Genomic DNA, 22,676 nt, shown 5'->3' with positions numbered 1-22,676 from the left:
GGGGCCGTGCCCCATCATGGGGGCGTCTCCGGGGTGCCCGGAAACAGCAGACGCAGGCCCCACCCACCCGGTGGGGCCTTTCGCATGCCCGGAGGTGACCCGTGGGAGGCAACCAGCACAGCCACCCCGTCACCGACCAGACCCGCGACGACGTACGCCGCCTCCACGCACAAGGGCTTGGCCGCAACGAGATCGCCCGCCAACTGAAGCGCGGCCCACGCACCATCAGCGTCCTCGCCGCCGAAATGGGCCTCTCCTTCGACCGCACCGCCACCGAAGAAGCCACCCGCGCCCGCATGGCCGACCTCGCCGAGAAGCGCAGCATCCTCGCCGACGCCCTCGTCGACGACGCACTCCGCCTCTCCGAGCAGCTCTGGCAGCCGGCCGTCGTGTTCAACATCGGCGGCAAGGACAACGAATACACCGAGCAGGCGGTCCCAGAGCCCCCGGCCCTCGACAAGAGGGCCCTCATGGCTGCGGCAACCGCCGCAGCCGCACAGTCGCTCCGCCTCGTCCCGCCGACGGCCGACAGCGGAGTCGAGGACGCCGTCTCGGTGGTCGGGAAGCTCGGCGCAGGGCTGGCCGAGATCGCGGCGCGGATCAGGGCGGAGGAAGCCAGCGGCGAGGAGGCGGAAGGTGGATCTCCTTGACGCCCTGCCCCTCTCCCGCAAGCAGATCCTCAGCATCGTCGACTCCCAGGCCCGCCTCAACGGCTGGGAAGGGTCGGTCCGGTCCGGGAAGACAATCGCGTCCCTGCTCCGCTGGCTGATCTACGTCGCGTCCGCACCCCGCGGCGGCGAACTCGTCATGGTCGGCCGCACCCGGGACTCGATCTTCCGAAACGCGTTCCTGCCGCTGATGAACCCCGAAATCTTCGGCGAGCTCGCCCAGCAGGTGAAGTACACCAACGGCGCAGCCACCGCCCGCATCATGGGCCGGATCGTCCACGTCCTCGGCGCCAACGACGCCCAGGCCGAACCCAAGATCCGAGGCATGACCTGCGCCGGCGCCTACGTGGACGAGGCGACGACGCTGCCGAAGACGTTCTTCGACCAGCTGGACGCCCGTTGCTCGGTGGACGGTGCGAAGATTTTCTTCACGACCAACCCGGACAACCCCGGGCACTGGCTGCGCAAGCAGTACCTCCTCCGCGCGGACGAGGTCGACCTACGGTCTTTCCACTTCGTCCTCGACGACAACCCGTCGCTGACGGAGCACTACAAGAACCACCTCAAGTCGACCCACCAAGGGGTGTTTTACCGGCGCAACGTGCTCGGGCACTGGGTGCAGGCCGAAGGCGCGATCTACGAAGCGTTCGACCCGCAGCGGCACGTCGTCAAGACGCTGCCCACGATCGTCCGCTGGCTGTGCGACGCGGTCGACTACGGCACCACGAACCCCTTCGCCGACCTCCTGATCGGGCTCGGCGCCGACATGAACCTGTACGTCGCCTCCGAGTACCGGTGGGACTCCCGCAAGGAGAAGCGGAAGAAGACCGACGTCGAGTACAGCCAGGCCCGCCGCCGCTGGCTCGCGAGCGTCCCCCACCCGGGCACGAACGTCGTCGGGGTCCAGCCCGAGTGGACAATCGTCGACCCGTCCGCGGCCAGCTTCATCGAGCAGCTGCACCGCGACGGTGTCTCCGGCGTCACGCAGGCCGACAACGCCGTCCTCGACGGCATCCGCACCGTCGGCGCCCTGCTGGCCTCCAACCGACTGTTTGTCCACGAGTCCGCGGCCGGCCTGATCGAGGAACTCCCGGGCTACTCGTGGGACGACGCGAAGTCCGAGAAGGGCGAGGACGCCCCGATCAAGCTCGAAGACCACTCCTGCGACGCCCTCAGGTACGGGGTGCGGACGACAGAGGCCCTGTGGCGGCCGCACATCCCGACCCTGATGGAGGTGGCCGCGTAATGCCCCTGCCCGCGAGCGGCACGACATGGCCGCCCACCGACCCGATCGTCCAGTCCGACCTCGCCGACTGGGACGCCTGGTACTCCGCCGAACCCGACCGCCTAGAGCAGCGCTACGAAGGTCGCGGCACATACGGCAACCCCAACCGCCCCGCCCAGTACGCCGGCGGCATCCGAGGCCGCGTCGCCCGCTGGTTCTGGGGCAACCCGGTCCCGGCCGGCGAGAAGCGCGACAAACTCCACATCCCGTTGGCTGGCGACATCGCCCGCACCTCCTCCGGGCTGCTGTTCTCGGAGCCGCCGAAGCTCATCAGCGACCATGAGGGCACCCAGGCCCGGCTCGACAAGCTCGTCGAAAAGGGCCTACACCCGACGCTGCTGGAGTGCGGCGAGCTGTGCGCGGCCCTTGGCGGCGCCTACTACCGCGTCGTCTGGGACGAGGACGTCTCCGACCGGCCGTGGATCGATACCGTCGCAGCCGACCGGGCGGTCCCCGAGTTCCGCTACGGCAAGCTCGTTGCGGTGACGTTCTGGACCGTCCTCGCGGACCCCGACGACCCGACCGGCCGCCGCGTGTTCCGGCACCTAGAGAAGCACGAGCGCGGCCGGATCTACCACGGCCTCTACGAGGGCACGGCCACGTCGCTCGGCGCGGCCCGGCCGCTTCACGACCACCCGGCCACAGCCCCACTCGCGGGCGAGGTGGACGACCAGGGCGGCCTCGATACCGGCGCGCCTGACCACCTCACCGCCTCCTACATGCCCAACGTGCGCCCCGCGCGCGGCTGGCGCCACATCCCCAGCGCCGCGTACTGGGGGCAGTCCGACTTCCAGGGCATCGAGGGCATCCTCGACGCCCTCGACGAAGCCTGGTCCAGCTGGATGCGGGACATCCAGAACGGCAAGGGCCGCATCGTCGTCGCTGACGCCCTGCTCCAGTCCGCCGGCCCGGGGAAGGGCGCGTACTGGGAGGAGGAGAAGCGGGTCTTCACGGGCCTGAACATGCTTCCGCGCGCTGGCGAATCGAACCCGATCGATGTGGTGCAGTTCGCGATCCGGGTGAAGGAGCACGCCGACACTTGCGCCGCGCTCATCGAGCAGGCCGCCCAGCAGGCCGGCTACTCCGCTGCCACGTTTGGCGAGGTCGACGGCACCGCGGTCACGGCGACAGAGATCCGTGCCCGGCAGCGGCGCACGCTCATGACCCGGTCGCGGAAGGCGCTGTACGCCGACCCCGCGCTGTCGTCCATCGTCGCGGCGCTCCTCGCGGTTGAGGCCGGGCCCCGGTTCGGCGTCCAGGGCCTCGACGTCAGCGAGCCGCCGAAGGTGGAGTTCGAGGACTCCATCAGCGAGAGCGCGGGTGAGCTCGCGGCAACCGCCGAGCTGCTGCGCCGGGCAGAAGCGGCCTCGACGAACACCCTGGTGCGGATGATGCATCCGGACTGGGACGACAAGCAGGTGGCGGCGGAGGTAGGCGCGATCCTCGGCGAGTCCGGGCGCGCCGTTTCCGACCCGACCGAGACCGGAGCCGAGGGCGAGGGGGTGCCGCATGCCGGTGTCCCCAGCCATGGCGGAGGACCTCGCCCGTGAGGTAGGGCTGCTCTACCAGGACGCCGAGGGCGCGCTGCTGGAGCTGCTCGCGAAGGCGCTGGAGGCCGATATCGAGTCGCCGCGGTGGGCCGAGCTGAAGCTCGCGTCCATCGGGAACCTCCGCACCGCCGTGGAGGCCGTCGCCGACGCCCTCCAGCAGGACACCGACGGGGCCGTACGGCGTGCCCTGGTCACCGCCTACAACCGTGGCCGGCAGGCTGCTGTGGCTGAGCTGGGGGCGTTGGACATCGGGCGCGAGCTCGCCGCCCGCGACACCGTCCCGAACGCGCCCGCAATCGACCGGCTCGCCGCCTCCATGGCCGAAGACACCCGGCCGCTGTACCAGCGGATCACGCGGGCCGTCGTCGACACCTACCGGCGGATCATCGGGCGCGCAGCCGGCACCCAGCTGCTCACCGGCATGACCCGCCGCCAAGCCTCGCAGCGCGCCCTCGATGAGTTCGCCAACCGGGGCGTCACTGGGTTCGTCGACTCCGCTGGCCGTAGCTGGAGCTTGCCCGCCTACGCTGAGATGGCGGTGCGATCAGTGACGGCTCGGGCGGCGATCGAGGGGCACGTCGACGTGCTGGCGCAGCTGGGCATGGGCTTGGTGATCGTGTCCGATGCTCCCCTTGAGTGCCCGCTTTGCCGCCCATGGGAGGGCGAGGTTCTTGCGCTCAACGGGCCGCCCGGACCCCGCACCGTGATGGAGCGCAACCCTGCGACCGGTCAGCCAGTCGCCGTGCATGTCGTGGGTACCTTGCTGGAGGCCCGTGCGGCTGGTCTCTATCACCCGAACTGCCGTCATTCTCTCGGTGCGTACATCCCCGGTGTCACGACGCGCCCGCCGCACCATGCGACGCCCGGCACTACATACGAGGACACGCAGCGGCAGCGCGAGATCGAGCGGCACATCCGCCACTGGAAGCGCCGCCAGGCCGCAGCGATGGACGAGCAAGCGCGGCGCCGAGCTGGCACGTTCGTCCGCAAGTGGCAGGCCGAGATGCGCGCCCACGTGGCCGCCCATGACGCCATGCGACGCAAGCCTGCGCGCGAGCAGATCAGCTCCGCGCGCTGAACACCCGCCCCACGGCCGCACGGCCACGGGCACACCCGAAACGGGAGAACACCATGCCCCACCCTTTCCAGCACCCGCACGCCACGCACCCCGCAGGGACCGTGCTCGGCTATCGCCGCAACGGCCAGCCGATCTACGTCATCGCGGGTGGCAGCAGCGAGGGCGCCGCCGGATCCGCATCCGGACAGCCCCCCGCCGGTAACCCGGACACGTCCGGACAGCCCCCGGCCCCGCCCGCTCCGCCCGCCGGAGACCAGGGTGGACAGCCCTCCGGAACCCCGGGAGAGGAGACGGACTGGAAGGCGCGCGCCCGCGAGTGGGAGCGCCGCGCGAAGGACAACAAGACCGCGGCCGACGAACTTGCCGCGCTGAAGGCCTCGCAGATGAGCGAGCAGGAGAAGGCCGTTGCCGCGGCGGAGAAGCAGGGCCGCACGGCTGCTGCCGCCGAGTACGGCGCCAAGCTCGCTGCCGCCCAGTTCGAGACCGCCGTCGCCCGAGCAGGCATCGACCTCGGCGAGGCCGCCGACCTCATCGACACCACCCGGTTCGTCGACAAGGACGGCCAGGTCGACACCGACGGCATCAAGGCTGCGGTGAAGAAGCTCGCCAGGCTCGCCCCGCGCGGGCCCGGCCGCTCCGGCGGCGACATGGGCGGCTCCGGCGGCTCCGGAGACCAGCCCTCCATCGACAAGCAGATCGCCGAAGCCCAAGCCGCAGGCAAGTGGTCAACGGTGATCGCCCTCAAGCGGGCCAAGGCCCGCGGATCCTCATGACCTAAGGAGCAACCATGGCCGGCATCACCGGAATGGGCACCACGTTCAACCTCCCCAACTACGCGGGCGAGCTGTTCGCCCTCACTCCGGCGGACACCCCGCTTCTGTCTGCGATCGGCGGCCTGACCGGCGGCGGCATGACCTCCGGCGTGGAGTTCGAGTGGGAGACGTACGACCTGCGCGACCCGGGCCAGAACACCCAGGTCGAGGGCGCGACCGCGCCGACCGGCGTCGCCCGTGTTCGCGCGAACGTGCGGAACGTCGCTCAGATCCACCAGTCGAAGGTGTCGGTCTCGTACACCAAGCAGGCCGCCACGGGCCAGCTCGCGACCCCCGGTTCCGCGCCGTTCCGCAGCGTCGACGGCTCCAACCCGGTCGGCAGCGAACTGGACTGGCAGGTCGCGCAGGAGCTCAAGAGCATCGCGCTCGACGTGAACTGGTCCTTCGTGAACGGCCAGTTCGCCAACCCGACCACGAACGCGACCGCCCGCAAGACCCGCGGTCTCCTCGCCGCGATCACCACGAACCGGATCTCGAAGGCCACCCTCGTCACCGGCGCGTCGTCGGCGACCGACACGATCACGTCCACGGGCCACGGCCTGACCGACGGCGACAAGATCGTGTTCCGGGACACGTCGACGGCCACCGGCATCGTCGCCGGCCGCACCTATTACGTGGACGCGGTCGACGCGAACACGTTCAAGGTCTCCGCGTCGTCGGGCGGCTCCGCGATCACCCTCGGCACGGCGTCGAGCATCTCCTACGTCGAGCCGACCGGCACCGCGACCACGACCACGGACATCGACAACCTGCTCCAGCTCGCCTACGACAACGGCGGCATCTCGGAGCAGGCGACCGCGACCCTGATCGTGAACTCGTCGCAGAAGCGCGGCATCACGAAGGCCTACGCCGACGCGTACGGCAAGTCCGTGATGATCACCGAGGGGAACCGGAACGTCGGCGGCGTCTCCGTCGACACCATCGAGACCGACTTCGGCCGCCTCGGCATCATGATGGACCGCCACGTCCCCCAGGACACGATCATCGTCTGCTCGCTGGAGCAGCTCCGGCCCGTGTTCCTCAACGTCCCCGGCAAGGGCGTCTTCTTCGAGGAGCCCCTCGCCAAGACCGGCGCGTCGGACGAGGTCCAGCTCTACGGCGAGATCGGCCTGGAGTACGGCAACGAGCGCGCCCACGCCGTCATGAACGGGCTCGCACTGTGACCGAGTACGTGAGGGGCAGCGGCCCCTACGATGCCGAGCGCGTACGGACGGAGGCCGGCAGCACCGAGGACGACGCGTACGCCGCCCTCGCGGCCGATCCGGCGTCCGGCTGGCGTGTGGTGGCCGAGGAGCCGCCCGCGCCCGCTGGCCCGCCGGCCAAGTCGGCGTCCAAGGGCGACTGGGTGGCCTACGCGGTCAGCCAGGGCGCGGACCAGGCTGAGGCCGAGAAGGCCACGAAGGACGATCTCATCAGCGCGTACGGAGGTGACTCCTGATGCCGCTCACTGCTGATTTCGGGATCCGGGCCAGCGTCCGGAACACCAAGGCCCTGGACCTGACCACTGCCACGGATCCGCTGGACTTCGTCCGTGGCGTGCACCTGGAGAACGGGACCACGGCGGGGAAGGCTGACCGGGTCTTCCACGACCAGCGCACGCTGGCCGCCTCGGCGAACGAAACCCTGGACCTGGCGGGCGTACTCACCGACGCCTACGGGGTGGCGATCACGTTCGCCAAGGTCAAGTTCATCGCGATCAGCGCGGCCGCTGGCAACGCGAACAACGTGATCGTTGGGGCCAACGCGTCGAACGACTGGGTGGGGCTGCTCAATGCGGCCGGCACCCTGACGCTGCGGCCTGGCGCCACGTTCTGCGCGATGTCCGGCAGCGCCGACGCTACCGGCATGGCGGTCACGGCTGGCACCGGGGACCTGATCAAGGTCGCCAACTCGGGCGCGGGCACGTCGGTCACGTACGACGTCGTCATCGTCGGCACGTCCGCGTAAGGGGGTGGCTCGTGGCCCGGGTCTACGCGACCAGCGTGCAGTACGCCACGTACACCGGGCAGGCCGCCCCGGCGGACATCGATGTACGGCTCCGGCGCGCCTCCGCGTTCCTCGACGCGAAGGTGCTGCGGCTGTGCTGGTACGAGGTCGACGAGGACGGCCTGCCCACCAACGCGCTTGTGGCCGCTGCTTTCGCGGACGCCACGTGCGCGCAGGTGGAGTGGGGTGTCGACATCGGGGACATCAACGGGTCGGCCGCCGTCGGCTGGAGCGAGGTCGAGATCGGCACTGCCAAGCTCGGGCGCTCCGAGACCGTGAAGACGGGCGAGGAGTCACCAGCTCGGCAGATCGCCCCAGCGGTCTGGGACGCGCTGTACTCCCCGGACCTGACGCCGGACGTTTTCCGGCTGGGGCTGGTGAAGTCGTGAGGACCACGCTGCCGGGCTATCTGCTCGGCCACACAGTCACCGTGGAGCCGTTCGAGGGCCACAGTGCGTACGGGCCGCTGTACGGCGACCCGGTGGCCGTCAGGTGCTTCCTCGACGACCAGACACGGACGGTGCGGGACCGGACCGGCCGGGAGGTGACGTCGTCCGCGACGTTCTACGCCCGGCCGGGCCTGGTCTGCCCTGCCGAGTCGCGCGTGTCGCTGCCGTCCGGCCGGCAGACCACCGTGATCGCGGTCCTCGACCGGGACGGCGGCGGGATGCCGACGCCGGACCACGTGGAGGTGCAACTGCTGTGACGCAGTACACGCGCTTCCGCCCGGGCAACGCGCAACGCCTGTGGACGTCACGTGGGCGCAGGCTCGCGGGCGAAGGCCTCGACAAGGGCCTGCACCACGTCCTGTTCGAGGCGAACAAGATTGTGCCCCTCGACGAGGGCACCCTCGAACGGTCCGGGCGGGTCATCCGCGACGGCCTGAACGGCGCGATCAGCTACGACACCGTCTATGCCCGGATCCAGCATGAGCGGCTGGACTTCAAGCACCTCCCGGGCCGGACCGCGAAGTACCTGGAAATCCCGATGAACCGGGAGCGGGACGTTGTCCTCGACCTGATGGCCGTCAACGTCCGGAGGTGGATCCGTGGACGATGAGCCGGACCTGCTCGACGGTCTCGCCCGCTACCTGGCCGAGCGCGGCCTCGTCACCTACGACCCGGCCGGCGCCGCCGGTGACTGCTTCCTGGAGTTCATGCCGTCGGACCCAGGCGAGGCCGTTGTCTTGACGGTCTATGACGACCGGGTGGAGCCGGACAGCCTGCTTCCGTACGCCGAGCCTAAGGTTCAGGTTCGGGTGCGGGGGACCACCGACCCGCGCGTCTCCCGGCGGCGCTGTCAGGCCATCTGGGGCGCGCTCCACGGCCTGGGCTCGGTCATCCTGCCGGATGGCACGAATCTGATCCTGTCCGTCGCCATCCAGGCCGCGCCCGCTTCCCTGGGCGTCGACGAGAACCGCAGGCACGAGCACGTCGCGAACTTCCGCATGGAGGTCCGCCAGCCCTCGACGCACCGCCCCTGACCCACCCCCATTCCACGGGCCCGCAGCCACCTCGGCGCGGGCTCTTCGTCATGCCCTGGAGGAGACATGGCCGCCCAGAAGGTCAACGCGCGCGAAATCCGGATGCAGATCGAGGACTCCCTCAACCCCGGTACCTGGACCGAGTTCCGCACCGCCAACTTTGGCTCCGGCGAAGGCGGCATCAACAGCGTCACCATCACCCCGGAGTACGAGACGACCGACACCACCACCTTCGGCTCCCAGGGCCGCGCGGAGTCACAGGTCATGCAGGAAGGACGCACCTTCGTCATGGAGGGCTTCCTCCTGAAGGACCCCAGCAGCGGCGCCCTCGACCCTGCCATGGCCCTGGTGGAACTCCAGGCGGCGCGCCTGGGGGGCGACTCCCTGACCGGGTTCCGATTCGCCTTCCCTGGCGACACCACATGGGAGGTGTGGGCGGATGCCCACTTCCAGCTGGGCGACAAGGGTGGCGGCAACAACGACAAGGTGACGTGGAGCTGCACTGTGACCCGTTCCGGCCCGGCGACGACGGCGGCCATCGCGTGACCGCGCGCAAGGCCGAGTCGTGGGACGCGTTCTGGGCTGAGGTCCAGGGCGCGGACACGGAGACGATCCGCGGCGTCGAGGTCCCGATCCCGACGGACGTCCCACTCGCTCTGGAGCAGCGCCTGAAGGCCCTGGAGTCCGAGGATTCCGAGGAAGCCATCCGCGAAATGGTCACCCTCCTGTTCGGCGAAGACGTCCTCGACCAGTGGATCGCCAACGGCATGGGCCTGATGGAGTTCAAGACCGTTCTCGCCTGGGGCATGGCCCACGCCACCGGCACGAAGGTCACCTTCCGTGAGGCGTACGACACCGTCGTGGCTGCGGAGGCGGAAGAGGGAAAAGCCCCGAACCGCGCCGCCCGCCGAGCCGCCTCGACACCGCGATCCGTAAGTACTGGTGGGCGGTCGAAGCCGACTTCACGCGCGAGTACCACCTCGGCCCGCAAGACATCGCGAGCCTGACCCGCCGACGCTTCAACACGCTTCTCGCTGGCCTCTCCCCCGAGGCCATGTTCCGACGGCTGGCGGGCGATGAGCTGTCGATCATCGACGACGTCGACACGATCCGTGCGCTCATGCGCTCCACCTAAAAGGGGGATCCATGTCTGCTCTGAACGTTGGCGAGCTCGTCGGCCTGATCCGCGCGGACGACTCCGGCATGCGCCGCGGCCTCAACGACGCCGACCTGCGCATGCGGGGCTTCCAGCGCGACATGGAGGGCCGCCTGCGGCACCTCGACGGCCGGTTCGCCACGGTCGGCGAGCAGATCGCCGCAGGGCTACGGACCGGCACCGACGAGGGCCGGCGCTTCGGGGTGAGCCTGCGTGGGCTGGCGGGCATGGCGGGGAAGCTCGGCGGCCTGGCTTCGTCGATCGGGGGGATCGCGGCGAAGCTGGGTGCGGCGGTGCCCCTGGCGGCCGGTCTGGCGGCGGCCGTGGGCAACATTGCACCGGCGGCCGGTGTGGCGGTCACTGGTCTCATCGCGGTGCAGCTGGCGACGAAGGCGCTGAAGCTGGGCATGATCGGCGTCGGTGACGCGATGTCCGCGGCCCTAGATCCGTCGAAGGCGGCCGAGTTCGAGGAAGCCCTCAAGAAGCTGTCGCCGAATGCGCGCGAGTTCGCCCGCGAGGTCAAGAAGCTAGCGCCCGCATTCAAGGATCTTCAGCAGGGTGTCCAGGACGCCCTTTTCGAGGACTTCGATCAGGTCGTTCGCGACCTGGGCGAGCACACGCTGCCGATCTTCAAGAAGCAGCTCACGGAAGCGGCGACAACGCTCAACTTCATGGGAAAGAGCGCGGCAGATGCTGCCCTTGATCTCAGCCTGAACGGCACCCTTGGCAAGGCCCTCACGGGCGCCAATAAGGGGCTGTCGAATCTCACCCAGGTTCCCGGTCAATTGGTGACCGCACTGACCCAGGTTGGTGCCGCTGCGGCCCCGTCCTTCGACAGGCTGACCAAGGCCGCCGCGAAGGCGTTCGACTCGCTATCCGAAAAGATGACGAAGGCCTTCGAGTCGGGCGCGATGCAAGACGCCATCGAGCGGGCCATTGCCCTCATCGGCGACCTTGCGGACGTGGCCGGGAACGTCCTCCGCATCGTCGGCAACGTCTTCGGCGCGGCCGAGGTCTCGGGCGGGGGATTCCTCGGCGTCCTGAAGGAGATCACCGGCCAGATGGCCGACGCCTTCGCCTCGCCTGAGGTGCAGGCTGGGCTGAAGGCCATCTTCGGCGTGATGGCGCAGATCGGGAAGAGCGTCGGCCCGATCCTCGTCTCGCTCCTGAAGACGCTGGGCAGGGTCTTCGAGGTACTCGGGCCGCCCGTCGAGGAGCTGGTGAAGCACCTCGGCGACGGCCTCCTGAAGATCGCCGACGCGCTCGGCCCGGTGCTCGTCGAACTGGCCAAGGTCGTCGGGGAGATCGTCGAGGCCGCACTGCCCTTCGTCGACCTCGCGGCCGACCTGGTCGCCGCGATCCTGCCCGCCCTCGTCCCGCTCTTCGCCAGCTTCGGCGAGGTCGTGAAGGCGGCGGCTCCTTTCCTGGCGCAGCTCGCGAAGACGGCCGGCGAGGTGCTGCTGCCGATCCTCGACACCCTCGCCCGCGAGGTCCTGCCGAAGCTCTTGCCCGCCTTCACCGACATGTCGACGCGGATTTTCCCGCTCCTGACGGACGTCCTGGTCGACCTGACGCCGAGCCTGACCGAGCTCGGGCTCGCGCTGGCTGATCTCCTCGTCGAGGCGACGCCGCTGATCGTGAAGATCCTCGAACTGTCGACGGCGCTCCTCGACAAGCTCCTCCCAGTCATCGCCCCGCTCATCGCCCTGATGACGCGGCTTACGTCGATGGCCCTGTCCTCGCTGGCGGGGTTCATCACGCGGTACGTCATTCCTGCCGTGAAGGCGCTGGCGGCGCTGCTGCGTGGTGATTTCTCCGGAGCGCTGAACCACGTCAAGAACCTCGCTCGCAACCTGAGCACCGACATGTTCGCGAGCTTCAACAGGATTCGGGACAAGGGCAGCGCCGCTTTCCGGCAGCTCCGCGACGCGGTTACGCAGCGGGTCGGCGAGGCCGTGTCCACGATCCGGGGCCTCCCGGGCCGAGCGCGGGCGGCGCTCGGGGACCTCGGCTCGCGCCTGTACGCCTCCGGCCGGGCCCTGGTGCGCGGCTTCGTCCAGGGCATCAAGTCGATGCTCGGGGAGGTCGCAGACGCGGCCTCGTCGGTCGTCAACCGGGCGCGGAACTTCTTCCCGTTCTCACCCGCGAAGGAAGGTGCGTTCTCCGGGAAGGGCTGGACGCTGTACTCCGGCCGCAGCCTGGCGGAGGGCTTCGCCGACGGCATCGGCTCCCGCGCAGGTCTCGTCCAGACGGCGATCGGCAACTTGACCCGCAACGCGCAGGCGTCCATGGGCGGCCTGGGCGCGGGTCTGCCGGGCGCGGCACTGCCCGGCATGGGCCCAGGCGGCGTGCCGTACGCAGGCGCCCAGGCGGGCACGCAGCGGGTCGTCATCGAACTGTCCGGCCCGCGCGAGATGCGGGAACTCATCCGCGGCATCGTCCAGCGCGACGGCCGCGGAGACGTACAACTCGCCTTCGGGCAGTACTGAGTGAGGAGGCACCATGCCGGTCCCCGACGCCCGCGTAGAACTCCAGATCGCCGGAACCTGGACCGACGTCACGGACTACGTCGTCCAGAGCGACGGGATCCAGCTCGCGCGCGGACGGTCGGACGAGGGCCGTGTCGTCGACCCGGGGGCCGGCAGTCTCACGCTGCTGTCCCCGGGTGGTCTGTTCTCCAACCGGAACCCTGCCAGCCCGTACTACGGTCTGCTGCCCCGCAACACACCGATCCGGATCAGCACTGTTGCCGGTGAGAACGTCTTGGAAACCGCGGCCTCCTTGGGTCGGGCCGCTACCCCGGACCATGCGTCCCTGGACATCACCGGCGACATCGACATCCGTATCGACATGGCCCCGTCCCTCGTGGCCGGGTCGGCGATCGGCTACGAGCTGTGTGGCAAGTTCGGCGCCGTGGGGCAGCGCTCGTGGCTCCTGTTCATCACCGGATCTGGCCGACTGGCCTTGGGCTGGTCGACGGACGGCACCGCGTACAACGAGGTCCAGAGTTCCGTCACCATCCCGTCCCGGCCCGGGAAGCGCATGGCGCTGCGGACCACCCTGGACGTCAACAACGGCTCCGGTGGCTACACGGTGACCATGTACACCGCCGACTCCCTCGCGGGCCCCTGGACACAGTTCCACCAGACCGTCACCACCGGCGGCACCACGAGCCTGTTCAACTCCACTGCGCCGCTCGAAGTTGGCGACGTGTCGGCCACGGGGTTCACCCACGTCAGCCGCCGAATCTACGCCGCTGAGCTACGGTCTGGCATCGGCGGCAGCGTCGTTGCGAACCCCGACTTTGCCGCACAGGCCGCGGGCGCCACGGCCTTCGTCGACGCGGCCGGGCGGACGTGGACTCTCGCAGGCAGCGCCACGATCACCGATCGTCGTACCCGGCTCGCGCTGGCAGTGCCGCACTGGCCCTCGCACTGGCACACCAGCGGCCACGATGTCCGCGCCCCGATCCAGGCCGCAGGCATCCTCGGGCGCCTCGGCCAGGGCAAGAAGGAACTCCAGTCGACACTGCGGCGTCGGATCCCGGCCTACGGCCCGCTGGCGTACTGGCCGCTGGAGGAAGCCAACGGCGCAACGCGCGCGTACTCGCCGATCGACGGCGTGTCTCCCATGCGCGTGAGCGGCTTTACCTTCGCTCAGGACGACAGCCTTGCAGGCTCCAGCCCTCTGCCGGCCGTCGATGCGGGCGGGGTGATGACTGGCGTGGTCCCAGCCCCGGCCACCCCTCCCGGCGCGATCGGTACGGGCTGGTCGGTCGAGCTGGTCTACAGCGTGTCCGCGGCGCCTGGCTCTGATCAGCAGATGATGTTGTTCCGGACCAACGGCACGGTGAAGCTGTGGCGGGTCTTCATGCGGTCAGGCAACGCCGTCATCCAGGGCCTGGACTTCGAGAACATCGGCCAGGTCAACCAGACGATCGCGATCGGATCAGACCTCTTCCAGGGCTGGAATCGCCTGCAACTGCGCGCCTTCCAGGAGAGCTTCGGCGTCGTCCGCTGGACAGTGACCTGGTACAACATCGGTGGCGTGGCAGGCCAGTTCAGCGACACCACCCTCGCTGACATCGGTTCGGTCACTCAGGTCGACACGACCTTCGGCACCCTGTCCGACCTGCGGGTTGGGCACGTCAGCGTCATTCCCCACGAGGATGGCGACGACGCGGCGGCACCGTACAACGGCGCCGACGACGGCTTCACCGGCGAGACCACGGTGGAGCGCTTGCAGCGCTTGGCCTCGGAGGAAGCCGCCACCCTCACGCTCGCGACCTACGAGAGCGACACAGCCCGGGTCTCGGAACTGGTCGGCCCCCAGCGGTCCAAAAAGCTCCTCGACCTTCTTCAGGAGGCCGCAGACGTCGACGGCGGCATCCTCTACGAGGACCCGAACCGCCTGGCGCTGATCTACCGGGACCGCAAGAGCCTGGAGAACCAGACCCCGGCGCTCGTCCTCGACTACGCGGACGGCGACGTTGCGCCACCCTTTGCGCCGACTGAGGACGACACCCGGCTCCGCAACGACGAAACCGTCACCCGGGACGGCGGCTCGTCTGCGCGCGTGGTGCTCGCCGAGGGGCCGCTCTCTGTCGATGAGGTCGGGCTCTACGACGAGGCCGTCACGCTCAATCTGTTCGACGATGACCAGCCCGTCCAGCACGCCTCGTGGCGGCTGCATATCGCCACGTGGGACGAGGCCCGCTACCCGGTGGTGCGGGTCATGCTGCACCACCGGCCGGACCTGATTCCGGCCGTGACGGCGCTCCAGGTCGGCGACCTGATCCGCATCGAGAACACGCCGCCGTCGATGCCTCCCGGCCCGGTCGACCTGATCGTCCAGCACATCGGGGACGAGATGCAGACCCACCGCTGGGACGTCCTCTTCACCTGCTCTCCGGGCGGACCGTGGACGGTGGGCGTCCTCGACGATCCGGTTCTTGGCCGGGCAGACACGGACGGCTCGGAACTGGTCAACGCCGTCAGCAGCTCGGCCACGGTGCTACCGGTGAAGGCCACGGCGGGCCCCGCGTGGATCCAGGACCCGGTGGAGATGCCTTTCGACATCAAGCTCGGCGGAGAGGAGGCCACCGTCACCGCCGTCACCGGGGTGGCGCAGGACACCTTCACGCGGAGCGTGGCCAGCGGGTGGGGCACGGCGGACTCCGGGCAGGCGTGGGCGGCAGCCGGCGGGTCAGCCGCCAACTTCAGCGTGAACGGCTCCGTCGGCCAGCACTCGATCACGACGCTCAACGCACCGCGCGCCACGACGCTGACCGTCGTCTCGGCGGACGTCGACGTGACGTTCGACTTCGCCCTGTCCGTCGTGCCGACCGGCGACAACGTGTTCGTGCAGTCCCTCGCCCGCCGCGTGGACAGCTCGAACTTCTACAACGCGCGCGTGCAGATCGCGGCGGGCGGCGCGATGACGCTCACCCTCCGCAAGACCGTGGCCGGTGTCGACTCGCAGCTCGCCACGCTCGCGACGGGCCTCACGTACGTCGCGACCACGCTGTACCGGCTGCGCCTCACGGTGGCCGGAGACGCCCTGTCGGCGAGCCTGTGGCTGGCCAGCGGGACACCTCCGCCGACCCCGCACGTGAGCGCCACGGACTCCTCGTTCACCGCTGCCGGTGGCATCGGGCTGCGGACGCAGGCGGGCGCCTCGCTGAGCAACGGCCTGCCCGTGACGGTGTCCATGGACAACCTCACCAGCACTCCGCAGCTGATGACGGTCACCCGCTCCGTGAACGGGATCGTCAAGGCCCACTCAGCCGGGATAGGCGTCCGCCTGGCCCACCCCATGATCGTCGCCCTGTAGAGGAGGCACCGCATGCCCTACGTCCCCTTCTTCGCGGGCGAGACGGTCACCGCCGGGAAGCTGAACTCCCGCCTCATCGAAGAGGTCATGGAGTGGACCCCTTGGGCGTCGATCGGCTCCTTCGCGACCAACTTCACGGCCAACTCGGGCAACCCGCCGATGATGCGCAAGATCAAGGTTCTCGGCGTGGAGCGGTGGGAGTACACCGGCCGCATCCAGGTCGCCGCGCTGACCGCCAACACGGACACTCTCGCCTTCACCTTCAACGCCAACTACCGGCCGGTGGCTGAGCGGGGCTGGCCCAACGTGGGGGCCGTGTCCGCGTTCTACAGCGTCCGCGTCACCCTCCAGACCACGGGACAGGTCCGGGTCGGTGTCCCCACCGCGGCGGGCGCCGGCACGAACGCGATCATCCTCGACGGTCTGTGCATCGACGACCCTCTCTGATCCACCCCAGCTTCTCCCTCACGCCCCGCGCCTGTCGGCCGGGGCCTTCGCCTTTCCTGGAGGTCTCATGGCCATCATCCGGCGCTCCCAGTGGGGCGCGCCCGCGACCAGCCCCGCCAGCTACATCGGCTCCACCCGCGGCGTGAAGATCCACTACCTCGGCACCGCGTACCCCTCCCGCGAGCACTCCGAGTGCGCGGCGTACGTCCGGCAGATCCGCGCATCGCACCTCGCGAACAAGACCGAGAACTACGTCGACATCGCCTACAACCACCTCGTGTGCGAGCACGGCCCGGTGTTCGAGGGCCGGGGCGTCCACAAGCGGACCGGCGCCAACGGCGACGCCGAGCTCAACAGCCAGGACTACGCAGTCTGCGCGCTCCTCGGCTCGTCCGGCCTGACGAAGCCGACGGACGCCATGCTCCACGGCCTGCGGGACGCGATCGAGGATCTCCGCGACAACGGCCGCGCCGGGCTATGGATCGGCGGCCACCGCGACGGCTACTCCACCAAGTGCCCCGGCGACCCGCTGTACGACTGGGTGCAGCGCGGCGCGCCCCGGCCGGCGGGTGCGGCCGAGCCGAAGCCGGCGCCGGGGCCGAAGCCGTCCGTGGACCTGTCGAAGCTCGTGGCGGCAGCGAAGGCGGATCCGCCGAAGCACGGTGCGCCGGTGTCGTACTACGGCGTGAAGACCGTGGAGTCCGCCCTCGTCGCCGAGGGGCTGCTTTCTCGAGACGTCGCCGACGGGCACTACGGCACAGCCACGGTGCGGGCGTACGCCGCGTGGCAGCGCCGGTGCGGCTACTCCGGCAAGGACGCCGACGGCATCCCCGGGGCCGAGTCCCTGAAGAAGCTCGGCGCCCGCCGTGGCTTCACCATCACCCCCTGAAGGAGAACCCCGTGCGTGTTCTTGGCAGAGAGCCCGTCTACATCCTGGCCTTCGTGGCCATCGCCCTGAAGCTCGGCTCGGCGTACGGCCTGGACGTGTCGGCGGAGCAGCAGGGCTACATCATGGCCGTCCTGTCGCTGATCGTCGCGGCCGTCAACGCGATCGTTCTCCGCACCGGCGCGGCGGCGGCCGCCATCGTGAACCTCGCGCAGGGCCTGTTGGCGCTCTTCCTCGCCTTCGGTCTGAACATGTCGGCTGAGCAGCAGGCCCTGTGGATGCTGATCGTCGAGGCCGCGGTCGCTCTCGCGATCCGCCGCGAGGTGACCGCCCCGGTGTCCGCGCTGCCGATCGAGCAGGGCAGCCCCGTCAAGACGGCCGTCTGATCGGAGTTGCACGTGAGCACTGACCCGACTCTCGGCGAGGTGATGCGTCGCCTCGAAGACGTCCGCCAGGACTTGAAGGAGGACGTACGAGAGCTGGGCACCCGCCTGGACAGCAAGGTGTCGATGGAGCGCTACCAGCTGGAGCAGCTGGCCCGCGACGAGGCGCTGCGGCTGCTGGCGGAGAGGGTCACGTCGATCGAGAGTGACCGCGAACAGGAGAAGGAACGGAAGCGGCAGCAGGACCAGAAGGACGCTGACCGGCGAGCAGCCGACCGGCGCCTGATCCTCAGCGCCCTGGTCGTGCCCGTGCTCCTGCTCCTCCTCAACGTCTACATGAACGCCCAGGGGGCCGGAGCGTGAGGCGACACAAGAGCACCACGACCGGCCCCCGAGTGCGGCGCGGGGATCTGGCGTTCTGGCTGACGGCCGCAACGATGCTGGCAGGGTTCGCGTTCGTCATCCTCACGATGCAGGGCATGGCCAGAGACCTGCGCGCCGCGAATACTGCGCGGGACCAGCTGGCGGCGCAGGTGGAGGAGCTCGGCGGCCAACCGGTCGCCGGGCCCCCCGGCTCGCGCGGGCAGCCGGGTCAGCCGGGTCGCACAGTCGTAGGACCGCCGGGGCCGATCGGCCCGCAGGGGCCCACGGGCGAGACCGGCCCTGCCGGGACGCCGGGCAGTCCCGGACCGACGGGCCCGCCCGGGCCGTCAGGCAGCCCGGGGACGTCCGGCACGGACGGTGTGGGCGTGGTGGGGCCGTCCGGACCGCCGGGGTCGACCGGTCCCGCTGGCCCGGCCGGACCGCAGGGCGAGCAGGGCCCAGCTGGGCGGGATGGGACCGACGGCCGGGACGGAGCCGACGGCACCAACGGACAGACCTGCCCCGACGGATACAGCCTCCAGCCGCCGAAGGACGACCCTGACGCGCTGGTCTGCCGCCGGGACTCGGCGCCCGCCCCTGACCCGGTGAAGCGCGCGGCCGAGGCTGCGCTCGATCCGACCCGACGGCAGTACCCGTGAACGGCAACGCCCCCTCTCGCGCTACGTGCGCGGGAGGGGGCGATTGTTGCGTTCTGGATCACACGACAAGGGCCTTGCCCCATACCCTGTTCAGTGTCGAGCTGTTCAGAGAGGGGCAAGGCCGTGTCATCTGATGCTACCCCGGACCCGTACGCAGACCCCATGCGCTTCGGGCAACGAATGCAGATCCTCCGCGAACGCCGCGGCATGTCCCGCACAGTCCTCGCCGGCCTCATCGGCATGTCGCCAGAGTGGGTGAAGGGCGTTGAGAACGGGCGCATTCAAGCCCCCGGCATCGACACCGTGCTGCGTGCCGCCGAAGCTCTGCGGGTCCGGGATCTCTCCGACCTCACAGGACGAAGCGACATGCCCGCCCCGCTGTTCCAAGGCCCCGGACACCCGCGGCTCGCCGCCGTCCGCGCGGCGGTCGATGCTCTGCCGATCGGCGCCCCCACCGCTGCGCCTCCCCGCGCCGAGCACCTCGCGGCCCGCCTCGCCCTCGCGTGGAAGGCGCGACACGAGGCGCCGAACCACCGCGAGATCGTCGGCTCGCTCCTCCCCGATCTCATCCGCGACGCCCACCTCGCGGTGCAGCACGCCGAAGCCCCTGCCGACTGGCGCGCCGCGCAAGCCGTGCTGAGCGAGGTCTACAGCCTGAGCCAGTTCTTCCTGGCCTACCAGCCGGACCCCTCACTGCTTTGGCGAGTGGCCGAGCGCAGCATGGTCGCCGCCGCCCAGTCCGCAGACCCGCACGCCATCGGCGTCTCCGCGTGGCTCATGGCGCAGGCGCACCGGGACTCCGGCCCGCAGCATTACGACGCGGCTGACGCCGTCACCATGCGGGCGCTGGAGCACCTCGACCCGCTGCTCCCCGACGCCGGCGATGACGTACTCGCCATCGCCGGGGCGCTGCGCTTCGAGGCCGGGTACACAGCCGCCCGCCGCGGCAGCAAGGGCACCGCGTGGGGTCACTGGAGCCAGGCCCGGAAGATGGCGAAGACCCTGCCTGCGGACTACTTCCACCCCGTCACCTCCTTCTCGCAGGCCATCATCGGCGCCCACGCACTCACCGTGGCCGTCGAGCTGCACGCCGGACCCGAGTCCGTGCGGCAGGCGGCGCGCGCGGACGCAACAACCATCCCGTCCCGGCCGCGCCGGGCCCGCCACCGGATCGAGGAAGCCCGCGGCTACCAGCTCGACGGGCAGCCGGATGTCGCGATCGCCACCCTGGAGAAGGCGCACGAGGCCGCGCCCGAGACGATCCGCTACAACGGTTACGCGAAGAGCCTGATCCTGGAGGAGTGCTCCGCGCGCGCAGCCAGCCGACGACGCCGCGCTTCTGAACTGGCCGTGAAGGTGGGCCTTCTGGCTGCCTGAGGCAGGGGGTACTTTCCTACCCATCCGCTCACCGGGGCGCTCTTACTGTCGAGGCACAGACTTTGATGGGAGGAGCGTCCCGTGCCGTTACCGAAGGCTGGGCAGGCCGCGCGCCAGCCCCGCAGGAACCGCTCCTGCACGTACTGCCCCAAACCGCTGCCGGACTGCTGTGTCCGCGTCCAGGAGGACGGCAGCCATGTGTACGCCCACCGCATCTGCGCGGCAGTGCGGGGCGTACAGCCGATGTACGTGTTCATCAACGACGTGCCGCGCATCGGGGCCGGCCAGTGACGGCCGCCGCGCGGGGCCGCGATGTTCGCCCTGAGTGCAAGCTCGACGCGCACGGCCTGTGCCGCCCGGGCCCCGTCGTCACCTCGCACGGGGACGTTGCTCTTACGATCCGCTGTGACTGCCCCTGCCACAAGAAGACGGAGCGCCGCCGTGCCACGTAACCGCAGCTGTAAGAAGTGCCGCCGCTCAACCGTCCCGACCGTCGTCGTCGCGGTGGAGGCCGGCAGAGATGTGTACGCGTGCGCCGACCACCGCGCCGAACTGGCGGCCCCAGCGGGCGACCTGCTCGTGACAATCGCCCAGTACCAGGACATGGCCCGCCGTCGGCTGCACCCCTGAACTCCTGCTCGTGGGCGATGCGCCGGCCGTCCACGAGCAGGGCACGACAGCCCCGGCCGGCCCGTCCCCCGGCCGGGGCTTCGTTAGCTCTGCTGCGTGGCGGCTTTACGGCATGATCGGGGCGGACAGCACCATGCGCCCAGTGTGCGCCTTACGCTCCCGCCTTGTGCTACTTCACGAGCTCGGCAAGCGGCCTGTCGACCGCATGGGCGATCTGGATAAGGAGTCCGAGGCCGGGGTCACTGATGCCGTACTCGATGCGGTGAATGGTCTTGTGGTCGACGCCTACGCGGGTCCCGAGCTCGAGCTGAGACAGGTTGGCGTACAGACGCGCTTCCCGGATGCGGGCGCCGATCATCTCGCGGCGGGTGAGGACCCATGCGGGCTGGTCGGAGGGCATCCGTCCAACGTCAGCCGATCATGATCATTCTGTCTTTACCTGACGGGGTAAAACGTGTGATCTTGATTGATGGCGGGTAATCGCCCGAGACATTTCCCCCATACGTCCGCCCCTCGGTTCGCCGAGCGGTGCGGGCCGGGCACCGGGTGGCGTACATGCGTCCGCCACTCGGTCGCCTACTGCTCTGATTCGGTCAGAGCAGAGCTGCCCCGCCCCTTTCGGGGGCGGGGCAGTGTCGTGTGGCCTACCGTGTACGAGAAGACCCCCGCCGACGAGTACGGCGGGGGTCTCTGCCTGTGGCGCCGGCCTCCCCGCACAGCAGCCACAGAATGTCGAGCAGCATGCGTCTGACGCGCGCGGGGAGACGCGTCGGCCTGCTCAGTGCTCAGCACTCTACGCACTGTCGACGATCTGTACATCACTCTTTCGAGGGACGCTCCTGCGCAGGTTCCGATGGGGATGTGGCATCCATGTGGCATCCGGGACGAGAACGGCCCCCCAACCGTGATCGGTTGAGGGGCCGCAACAGGCTTTCACCTGCCGTTTCCTACAGTGGGCGCGGACGGTTTCGAACCGCCGACATCTGCTTTGTAAGAGCAGCGCTCTACCCCTGAGCTACGCACCCGTGGAGTGAGGCAACAGCGTACATGGACCATGGGTGGGTCCCGCAAACCGGTGGTTGCGGGGGATAGCCCCACCATCCGTGGGTGGGTCGCCGGATCGTGCGGGTGGGGCGGGGGTCCGTAGGTTGGGGGGTCAGTCAGCGTGTCACCTGGGGGTTTCGTCGTCATGGTCGGTCGTCTTCGCGTTCGTACGCTTCTTGTCGCCGGTGGCGTTCTCGTCGGGGGGCTCAGCCTTGTCGGGTGTGGGAGTGCCGAGGTGGAGGGGGCTCCCGTGGAGAAGAAGACCTTCGCCTTCTCCGGGGACTCCCTCGTCGTCGATGCCGAGAACTCCGAGATCGAGATCGTTCCCGCCGACATCGAGGACGTGCGCGTCAGTCGGCAGGTCGACGGGTGGGTGTTCATGGGGAGCGGGCCCGAGGCCGTCTGGGGGCTTCGGGACGGGCGGCTCACCCTGCGCGTCGAGTGCGATGCCGTCGCCAGCAACTGCGGCTCCCTCCACCGTGTCCAGGTGCCCCGCGGTGTGGCCGTCACCGTGGAGGACGACAACGGGCAGGTGACCGCCGACGGGTTCGACACCGACCTCCGGATCCGGTCAGACAACGGCGCCGTCATCGTCCGGGGCTCCTCCGGAGCCCTTGATCTGACCAGCGACAACGGGGAGGTCGTCGTGGAGGGCGGCACCCGGTCCGAGCGGGTCGTCGCGCGGTCCGACAACGGGGCCGTGCGGATCGCGCTGAGCGCCGTCCCCCGGCATGTGGAGGCCGTCAGCAACAACGGGGAGGTCGACATCGCCCTGCCCGACGCCACCTACGACGTCGACGGGCGCAGCGACAACGGCGACGTCCGGATCGACGTGCCCACGCAGAAGGGCAGCGCCCATGTCGTGGCCGCCCGCAGTGACAACGGGGAAGTCGTCGTCCGCACCGCGAACTGACAGGCCCGTGTGTTCGTCCTTACCTGGTGGGAGAATGAACCGGACCGGGCAGGGCGGACACAGCACGGGAGAGGGACGTGGCGGCGACTCACGCGAGGGGTAC

Annotated in this window: 25 protein-coding genes and 1 tRNA gene; 24 read left to right on the top strand and 2 right to left on the bottom strand. The window is 69.8% G+C overall.

Annotated elements, in window-relative coordinates:
- Nucleotides 1-101 precede the first annotated feature (101 nt).
- The 23 genes from ACF1G2_RS08625 to ACF1G2_RS08515 all read left to right on the top strand — a co-directional run bounded on the left by ACF1G2_RS08625 (nucleotide 102) and on the right by ACF1G2_RS08515 (nucleotide 20,616).
- Nucleotides 102-650: a helix-turn-helix domain-containing protein gene (locus tag ACF1G2_RS08625; protein WP_391797526.1), complete on the top strand. Its 549-nt coding sequence runs from the start codon at nucleotides 102-104 to the stop codon at nucleotides 648-650.
- Entirely contained in the window at nucleotides 637-1,914 is a 1,278-nt protein-coding gene (locus ACF1G2_RS08620) for a PBSX family phage terminase large subunit (protein WP_391797525.1), read from the top strand. Before ACF1G2_RS08625 ends, ACF1G2_RS08620 begins: the two co-directional genes overlap by 14 nt.
- Nucleotides 1,914-3,503, top strand: a complete 1,590-nt coding sequence (locus ACF1G2_RS08615) for a phage portal protein (RefSeq protein ID WP_391797524.1) — start codon at nucleotides 1,914-1,916, stop codon at nucleotides 3,501-3,503. Before ACF1G2_RS08620 ends, ACF1G2_RS08615 begins: the two co-directional genes overlap by 1 nt.
- Entirely contained in the window at nucleotides 3,481-4,581 is a 1,101-nt protein-coding gene (locus tag ACF1G2_RS08610) for a phage minor capsid protein (protein WP_391797523.1), read from the top strand. Before ACF1G2_RS08615 ends, ACF1G2_RS08610 begins: the two co-directional genes overlap by 23 nt.
- Before the next feature lie 53 nt (nucleotides 4,582-4,634).
- A complete protein-coding gene (locus ACF1G2_RS08605; RefSeq protein WP_391797522.1) occupies nucleotides 4,635-5,354 on the top strand; it encodes a hypothetical protein in 720 nt (239 codons plus the stop codon).
- Between the two features lie 14 nt (nucleotides 5,355-5,368).
- The gene (locus ACF1G2_RS08600) at nucleotides 5,369-6,577 is read left to right on the top strand and encodes a DUF5309 family protein (protein ID WP_391797521.1); all 1,209 of its coding nucleotides are present in this window, start codon (nucleotides 5,369-5,371) and stop codon (nucleotides 6,575-6,577) included.
- Nucleotides 6,574-6,852, top strand: a complete 279-nt coding sequence (locus tag ACF1G2_RS08595; RefSeq protein WP_391797520.1) for a hypothetical protein — start codon at nucleotides 6,574-6,576, stop codon at nucleotides 6,850-6,852. Before ACF1G2_RS08600 ends, ACF1G2_RS08595 begins: the two co-directional genes overlap by 4 nt.
- The gene (locus ACF1G2_RS08590; RefSeq protein WP_391797519.1) at nucleotides 6,852-7,361 is read left to right on the top strand and encodes a hypothetical protein; all 510 of its coding nucleotides are present in this window, start codon (nucleotides 6,852-6,854) and stop codon (nucleotides 7,359-7,361) included. The genes ACF1G2_RS08595 and ACF1G2_RS08590 overlap by 1 nt, the downstream gene beginning before the upstream one ends.
- 11 nt (nucleotides 7,362-7,372) lie before the next feature.
- Nucleotides 7,373-7,789 (top strand): hypothetical protein, encoded by a 417-nt coding sequence (locus ACF1G2_RS08585; protein WP_391797518.1) that lies wholly within the window; start codon nucleotides 7,373-7,375, stop codon nucleotides 7,787-7,789.
- Nucleotides 7,786-8,106, top strand: a complete 321-nt coding sequence (locus ACF1G2_RS08580) for a hypothetical protein (RefSeq protein WP_391797517.1) — start codon at nucleotides 7,786-7,788, stop codon at nucleotides 8,104-8,106. The genes ACF1G2_RS08585 and ACF1G2_RS08580 overlap by 4 nt, the downstream gene beginning before the upstream one ends.
- Nucleotides 8,103-8,459 (top strand): hypothetical protein, encoded by a 357-nt coding sequence (locus ACF1G2_RS08575; RefSeq protein WP_391797516.1) that lies wholly within the window; start codon nucleotides 8,103-8,105, stop codon nucleotides 8,457-8,459. The genes ACF1G2_RS08580 and ACF1G2_RS08575 overlap by 4 nt, the downstream gene beginning before the upstream one ends.
- On the top strand, nucleotides 8,449-8,883 hold the full coding sequence (locus ACF1G2_RS08570; RefSeq protein ID WP_391797515.1) for a minor capsid protein: 435 nt from the start codon (nucleotides 8,449-8,451) through the stop codon (nucleotides 8,881-8,883). The genes ACF1G2_RS08575 and ACF1G2_RS08570 overlap by 11 nt, the downstream gene beginning before the upstream one ends.
- A 66-nt stretch (nucleotides 8,884-8,949) precedes the next feature.
- Nucleotides 8,950-9,429, top strand: coding sequence for a phage tail tube protein (locus tag ACF1G2_RS08565; RefSeq protein WP_391797514.1), 480 nt, complete (start codon nucleotides 8,950-8,952; stop codon nucleotides 9,427-9,429).
- Nucleotides 9,375-9,890, top strand: coding sequence for a hypothetical protein (locus ACF1G2_RS08560; protein ID WP_391797513.1), 516 nt, complete (start codon nucleotides 9,375-9,377; stop codon nucleotides 9,888-9,890). Before ACF1G2_RS08565 ends, ACF1G2_RS08560 begins: the two co-directional genes overlap by 55 nt.
- Before the next feature lie 139 nt (nucleotides 9,891-10,029).
- Nucleotides 10,030-12,528: a hypothetical protein gene (locus ACF1G2_RS08555; protein ID WP_391797512.1), complete on the top strand. Its 2,499-nt coding sequence runs from the start codon at nucleotides 10,030-10,032 to the stop codon at nucleotides 12,526-12,528.
- A gap of 13 nt (nucleotides 12,529-12,541) precedes the next feature.
- Nucleotides 12,542-15,871 carry a hypothetical protein gene (locus ACF1G2_RS08550; RefSeq protein ID WP_391797511.1) on the top strand — a complete coding sequence of 1,110 codons (3,330 nt, stop codon included), beginning with the start codon at nucleotides 12,542-12,544 and terminating at the stop codon, nucleotides 15,869-15,871.
- 12 nt (nucleotides 15,872-15,883) lie between these two features.
- Nucleotides 15,884-16,318, top strand: a complete 435-nt coding sequence (locus ACF1G2_RS08545) for a hypothetical protein (RefSeq protein ID WP_391797510.1) — start codon at nucleotides 15,884-15,886, stop codon at nucleotides 16,316-16,318.
- 67 nt (nucleotides 16,319-16,385) lie between these two features.
- Complete coding sequence (locus ACF1G2_RS08540; protein ID WP_391797509.1) at nucleotides 16,386-17,207, top strand: N-acetylmuramoyl-L-alanine amidase; 822 nt, start codon at nucleotides 16,386-16,388, stop codon at nucleotides 17,205-17,207.
- A gap of 11 nt (nucleotides 17,208-17,218) precedes the next feature.
- Nucleotides 17,219-17,590 carry a hypothetical protein gene (locus tag ACF1G2_RS08535; RefSeq protein ID WP_391797508.1) on the top strand — a complete coding sequence of 124 codons (372 nt, stop codon included), beginning with the start codon at nucleotides 17,219-17,221 and terminating at the stop codon, nucleotides 17,588-17,590.
- A 12-nt stretch (nucleotides 17,591-17,602) separates the two neighbouring features.
- Nucleotides 17,603-17,950, top strand: coding sequence for a hypothetical protein (locus ACF1G2_RS08530; RefSeq protein WP_391797507.1), 348 nt, complete (start codon nucleotides 17,603-17,605; stop codon nucleotides 17,948-17,950).
- Nucleotides 17,951-18,732: 782 nt separating this feature from the next.
- A complete protein-coding gene (locus ACF1G2_RS08525; RefSeq protein WP_391797506.1) occupies nucleotides 18,733-19,986 on the top strand; it encodes a helix-turn-helix domain-containing protein in 1,254 nt (417 codons plus the stop codon).
- Between the two features lie 81 nt (nucleotides 19,987-20,067).
- Nucleotides 20,068-20,277 carry a hypothetical protein gene (locus ACF1G2_RS08520; RefSeq protein WP_391797505.1) on the top strand — a complete coding sequence of 70 codons (210 nt, stop codon included), beginning with the start codon at nucleotides 20,068-20,070 and terminating at the stop codon, nucleotides 20,275-20,277.
- 150 nt (nucleotides 20,278-20,427) lie between these two features.
- A complete protein-coding gene (locus ACF1G2_RS08515; protein ID WP_391797504.1) occupies nucleotides 20,428-20,616 on the top strand; it encodes a hypothetical protein in 189 nt (62 codons plus the stop codon).
- A gap of 169 nt (nucleotides 20,617-20,785) precedes the next feature.
- Here the strand turns inward: ACF1G2_RS08515 and ACF1G2_RS08510 are convergent, their stop codons facing one another.
- Both ACF1G2_RS08510 and ACF1G2_RS08505 read right to left on the bottom strand, forming a co-directional pair.
- Entirely contained in the window at nucleotides 20,786-21,016 is a 231-nt protein-coding gene (locus tag ACF1G2_RS08510; protein ID WP_391797503.1) for a helix-turn-helix transcriptional regulator, read from the bottom strand.
- 553 nt (nucleotides 21,017-21,569) lie between these two features.
- A tRNA-Val gene (locus ACF1G2_RS08505) sits at nucleotides 21,570-21,641 on the bottom strand.
- A 269-nt stretch (nucleotides 21,642-21,910) separates the two neighbouring features.
- Here ACF1G2_RS08505 and ACF1G2_RS08500 point away from each other — a divergent pair.
- Nucleotides 21,911-22,573, top strand: coding sequence for a DUF4097 family beta strand repeat-containing protein (locus tag ACF1G2_RS08500; protein ID WP_391797502.1), 663 nt, complete (start codon nucleotides 21,911-21,913; stop codon nucleotides 22,571-22,573).
- Nucleotides 22,574-22,676 lie beyond the last annotated feature (103 nt).

It is taken from the genome of Streptomyces sp. NPDC013457 (assembly GCF_043089925.1).
Lineage (GTDB): Bacteria > Actinomycetota > Actinomycetes > Streptomycetales > Streptomycetaceae > Streptomyces.
Note: the sequence above shows the minus strand (reverse complement) of the source record. Positions and strands in the feature narration are given on the sequence as shown.

Coding starts and splice junctions, on each gene's coding strand:
- ACF1G2_RS08565 (WP_391797514.1), top strand. CDS start 8,950: ATGGCCGCCCAGAAGGTCAACGCGCGCGAAATCCGGATGCAGATCGAG.
- ACF1G2_RS08600 (WP_391797521.1), top strand. CDS start 5,369: ATGGCCGGCATCACCGGAATGGGCACCACGTTCAACCTCCCCAACTAC.
- ACF1G2_RS08510 (WP_391797503.1), bottom strand. CDS start 21,016: ATGCCCTCCGACCAGCCCGCATGGGTCCTCACCCGCCGCGAGATGATC.
- ACF1G2_RS08540 (WP_391797509.1), top strand. CDS start 16,386: ATGGCCATCATCCGGCGCTCCCAGTGGGGCGCGCCCGCGACCAGCCCC.
- ACF1G2_RS08615 (WP_391797524.1), top strand. CDS start 1,914: ATGCCCCTGCCCGCGAGCGGCACGACATGGCCGCCCACCGACCCGATC.
- ACF1G2_RS08605 (WP_391797522.1), top strand. CDS start 4,635: ATGCCCCACCCTTTCCAGCACCCGCACGCCACGCACCCCGCAGGGACC.
- ACF1G2_RS08555 (WP_391797512.1), top strand. CDS start 10,030: ATGTCTGCTCTGAACGTTGGCGAGCTCGTCGGCCTGATCCGCGCGGAC.
- ACF1G2_RS08610 (WP_391797523.1), top strand. CDS start 3,481: ATGGCGGAGGACCTCGCCCGTGAGGTAGGGCTGCTCTACCAGGACGCC.
- ACF1G2_RS08550 (WP_391797511.1), top strand. CDS start 12,542: ATGCCGGTCCCCGACGCCCGCGTAGAACTCCAGATCGCCGGAACCTGG.
- ACF1G2_RS08590 (WP_391797519.1), top strand. CDS start 6,852: ATGCCGCTCACTGCTGATTTCGGGATCCGGGCCAGCGTCCGGAACACC.
- ACF1G2_RS08545 (WP_391797510.1), top strand. CDS start 15,884: ATGCCCTACGTCCCCTTCTTCGCGGGCGAGACGGTCACCGCCGGGAAG.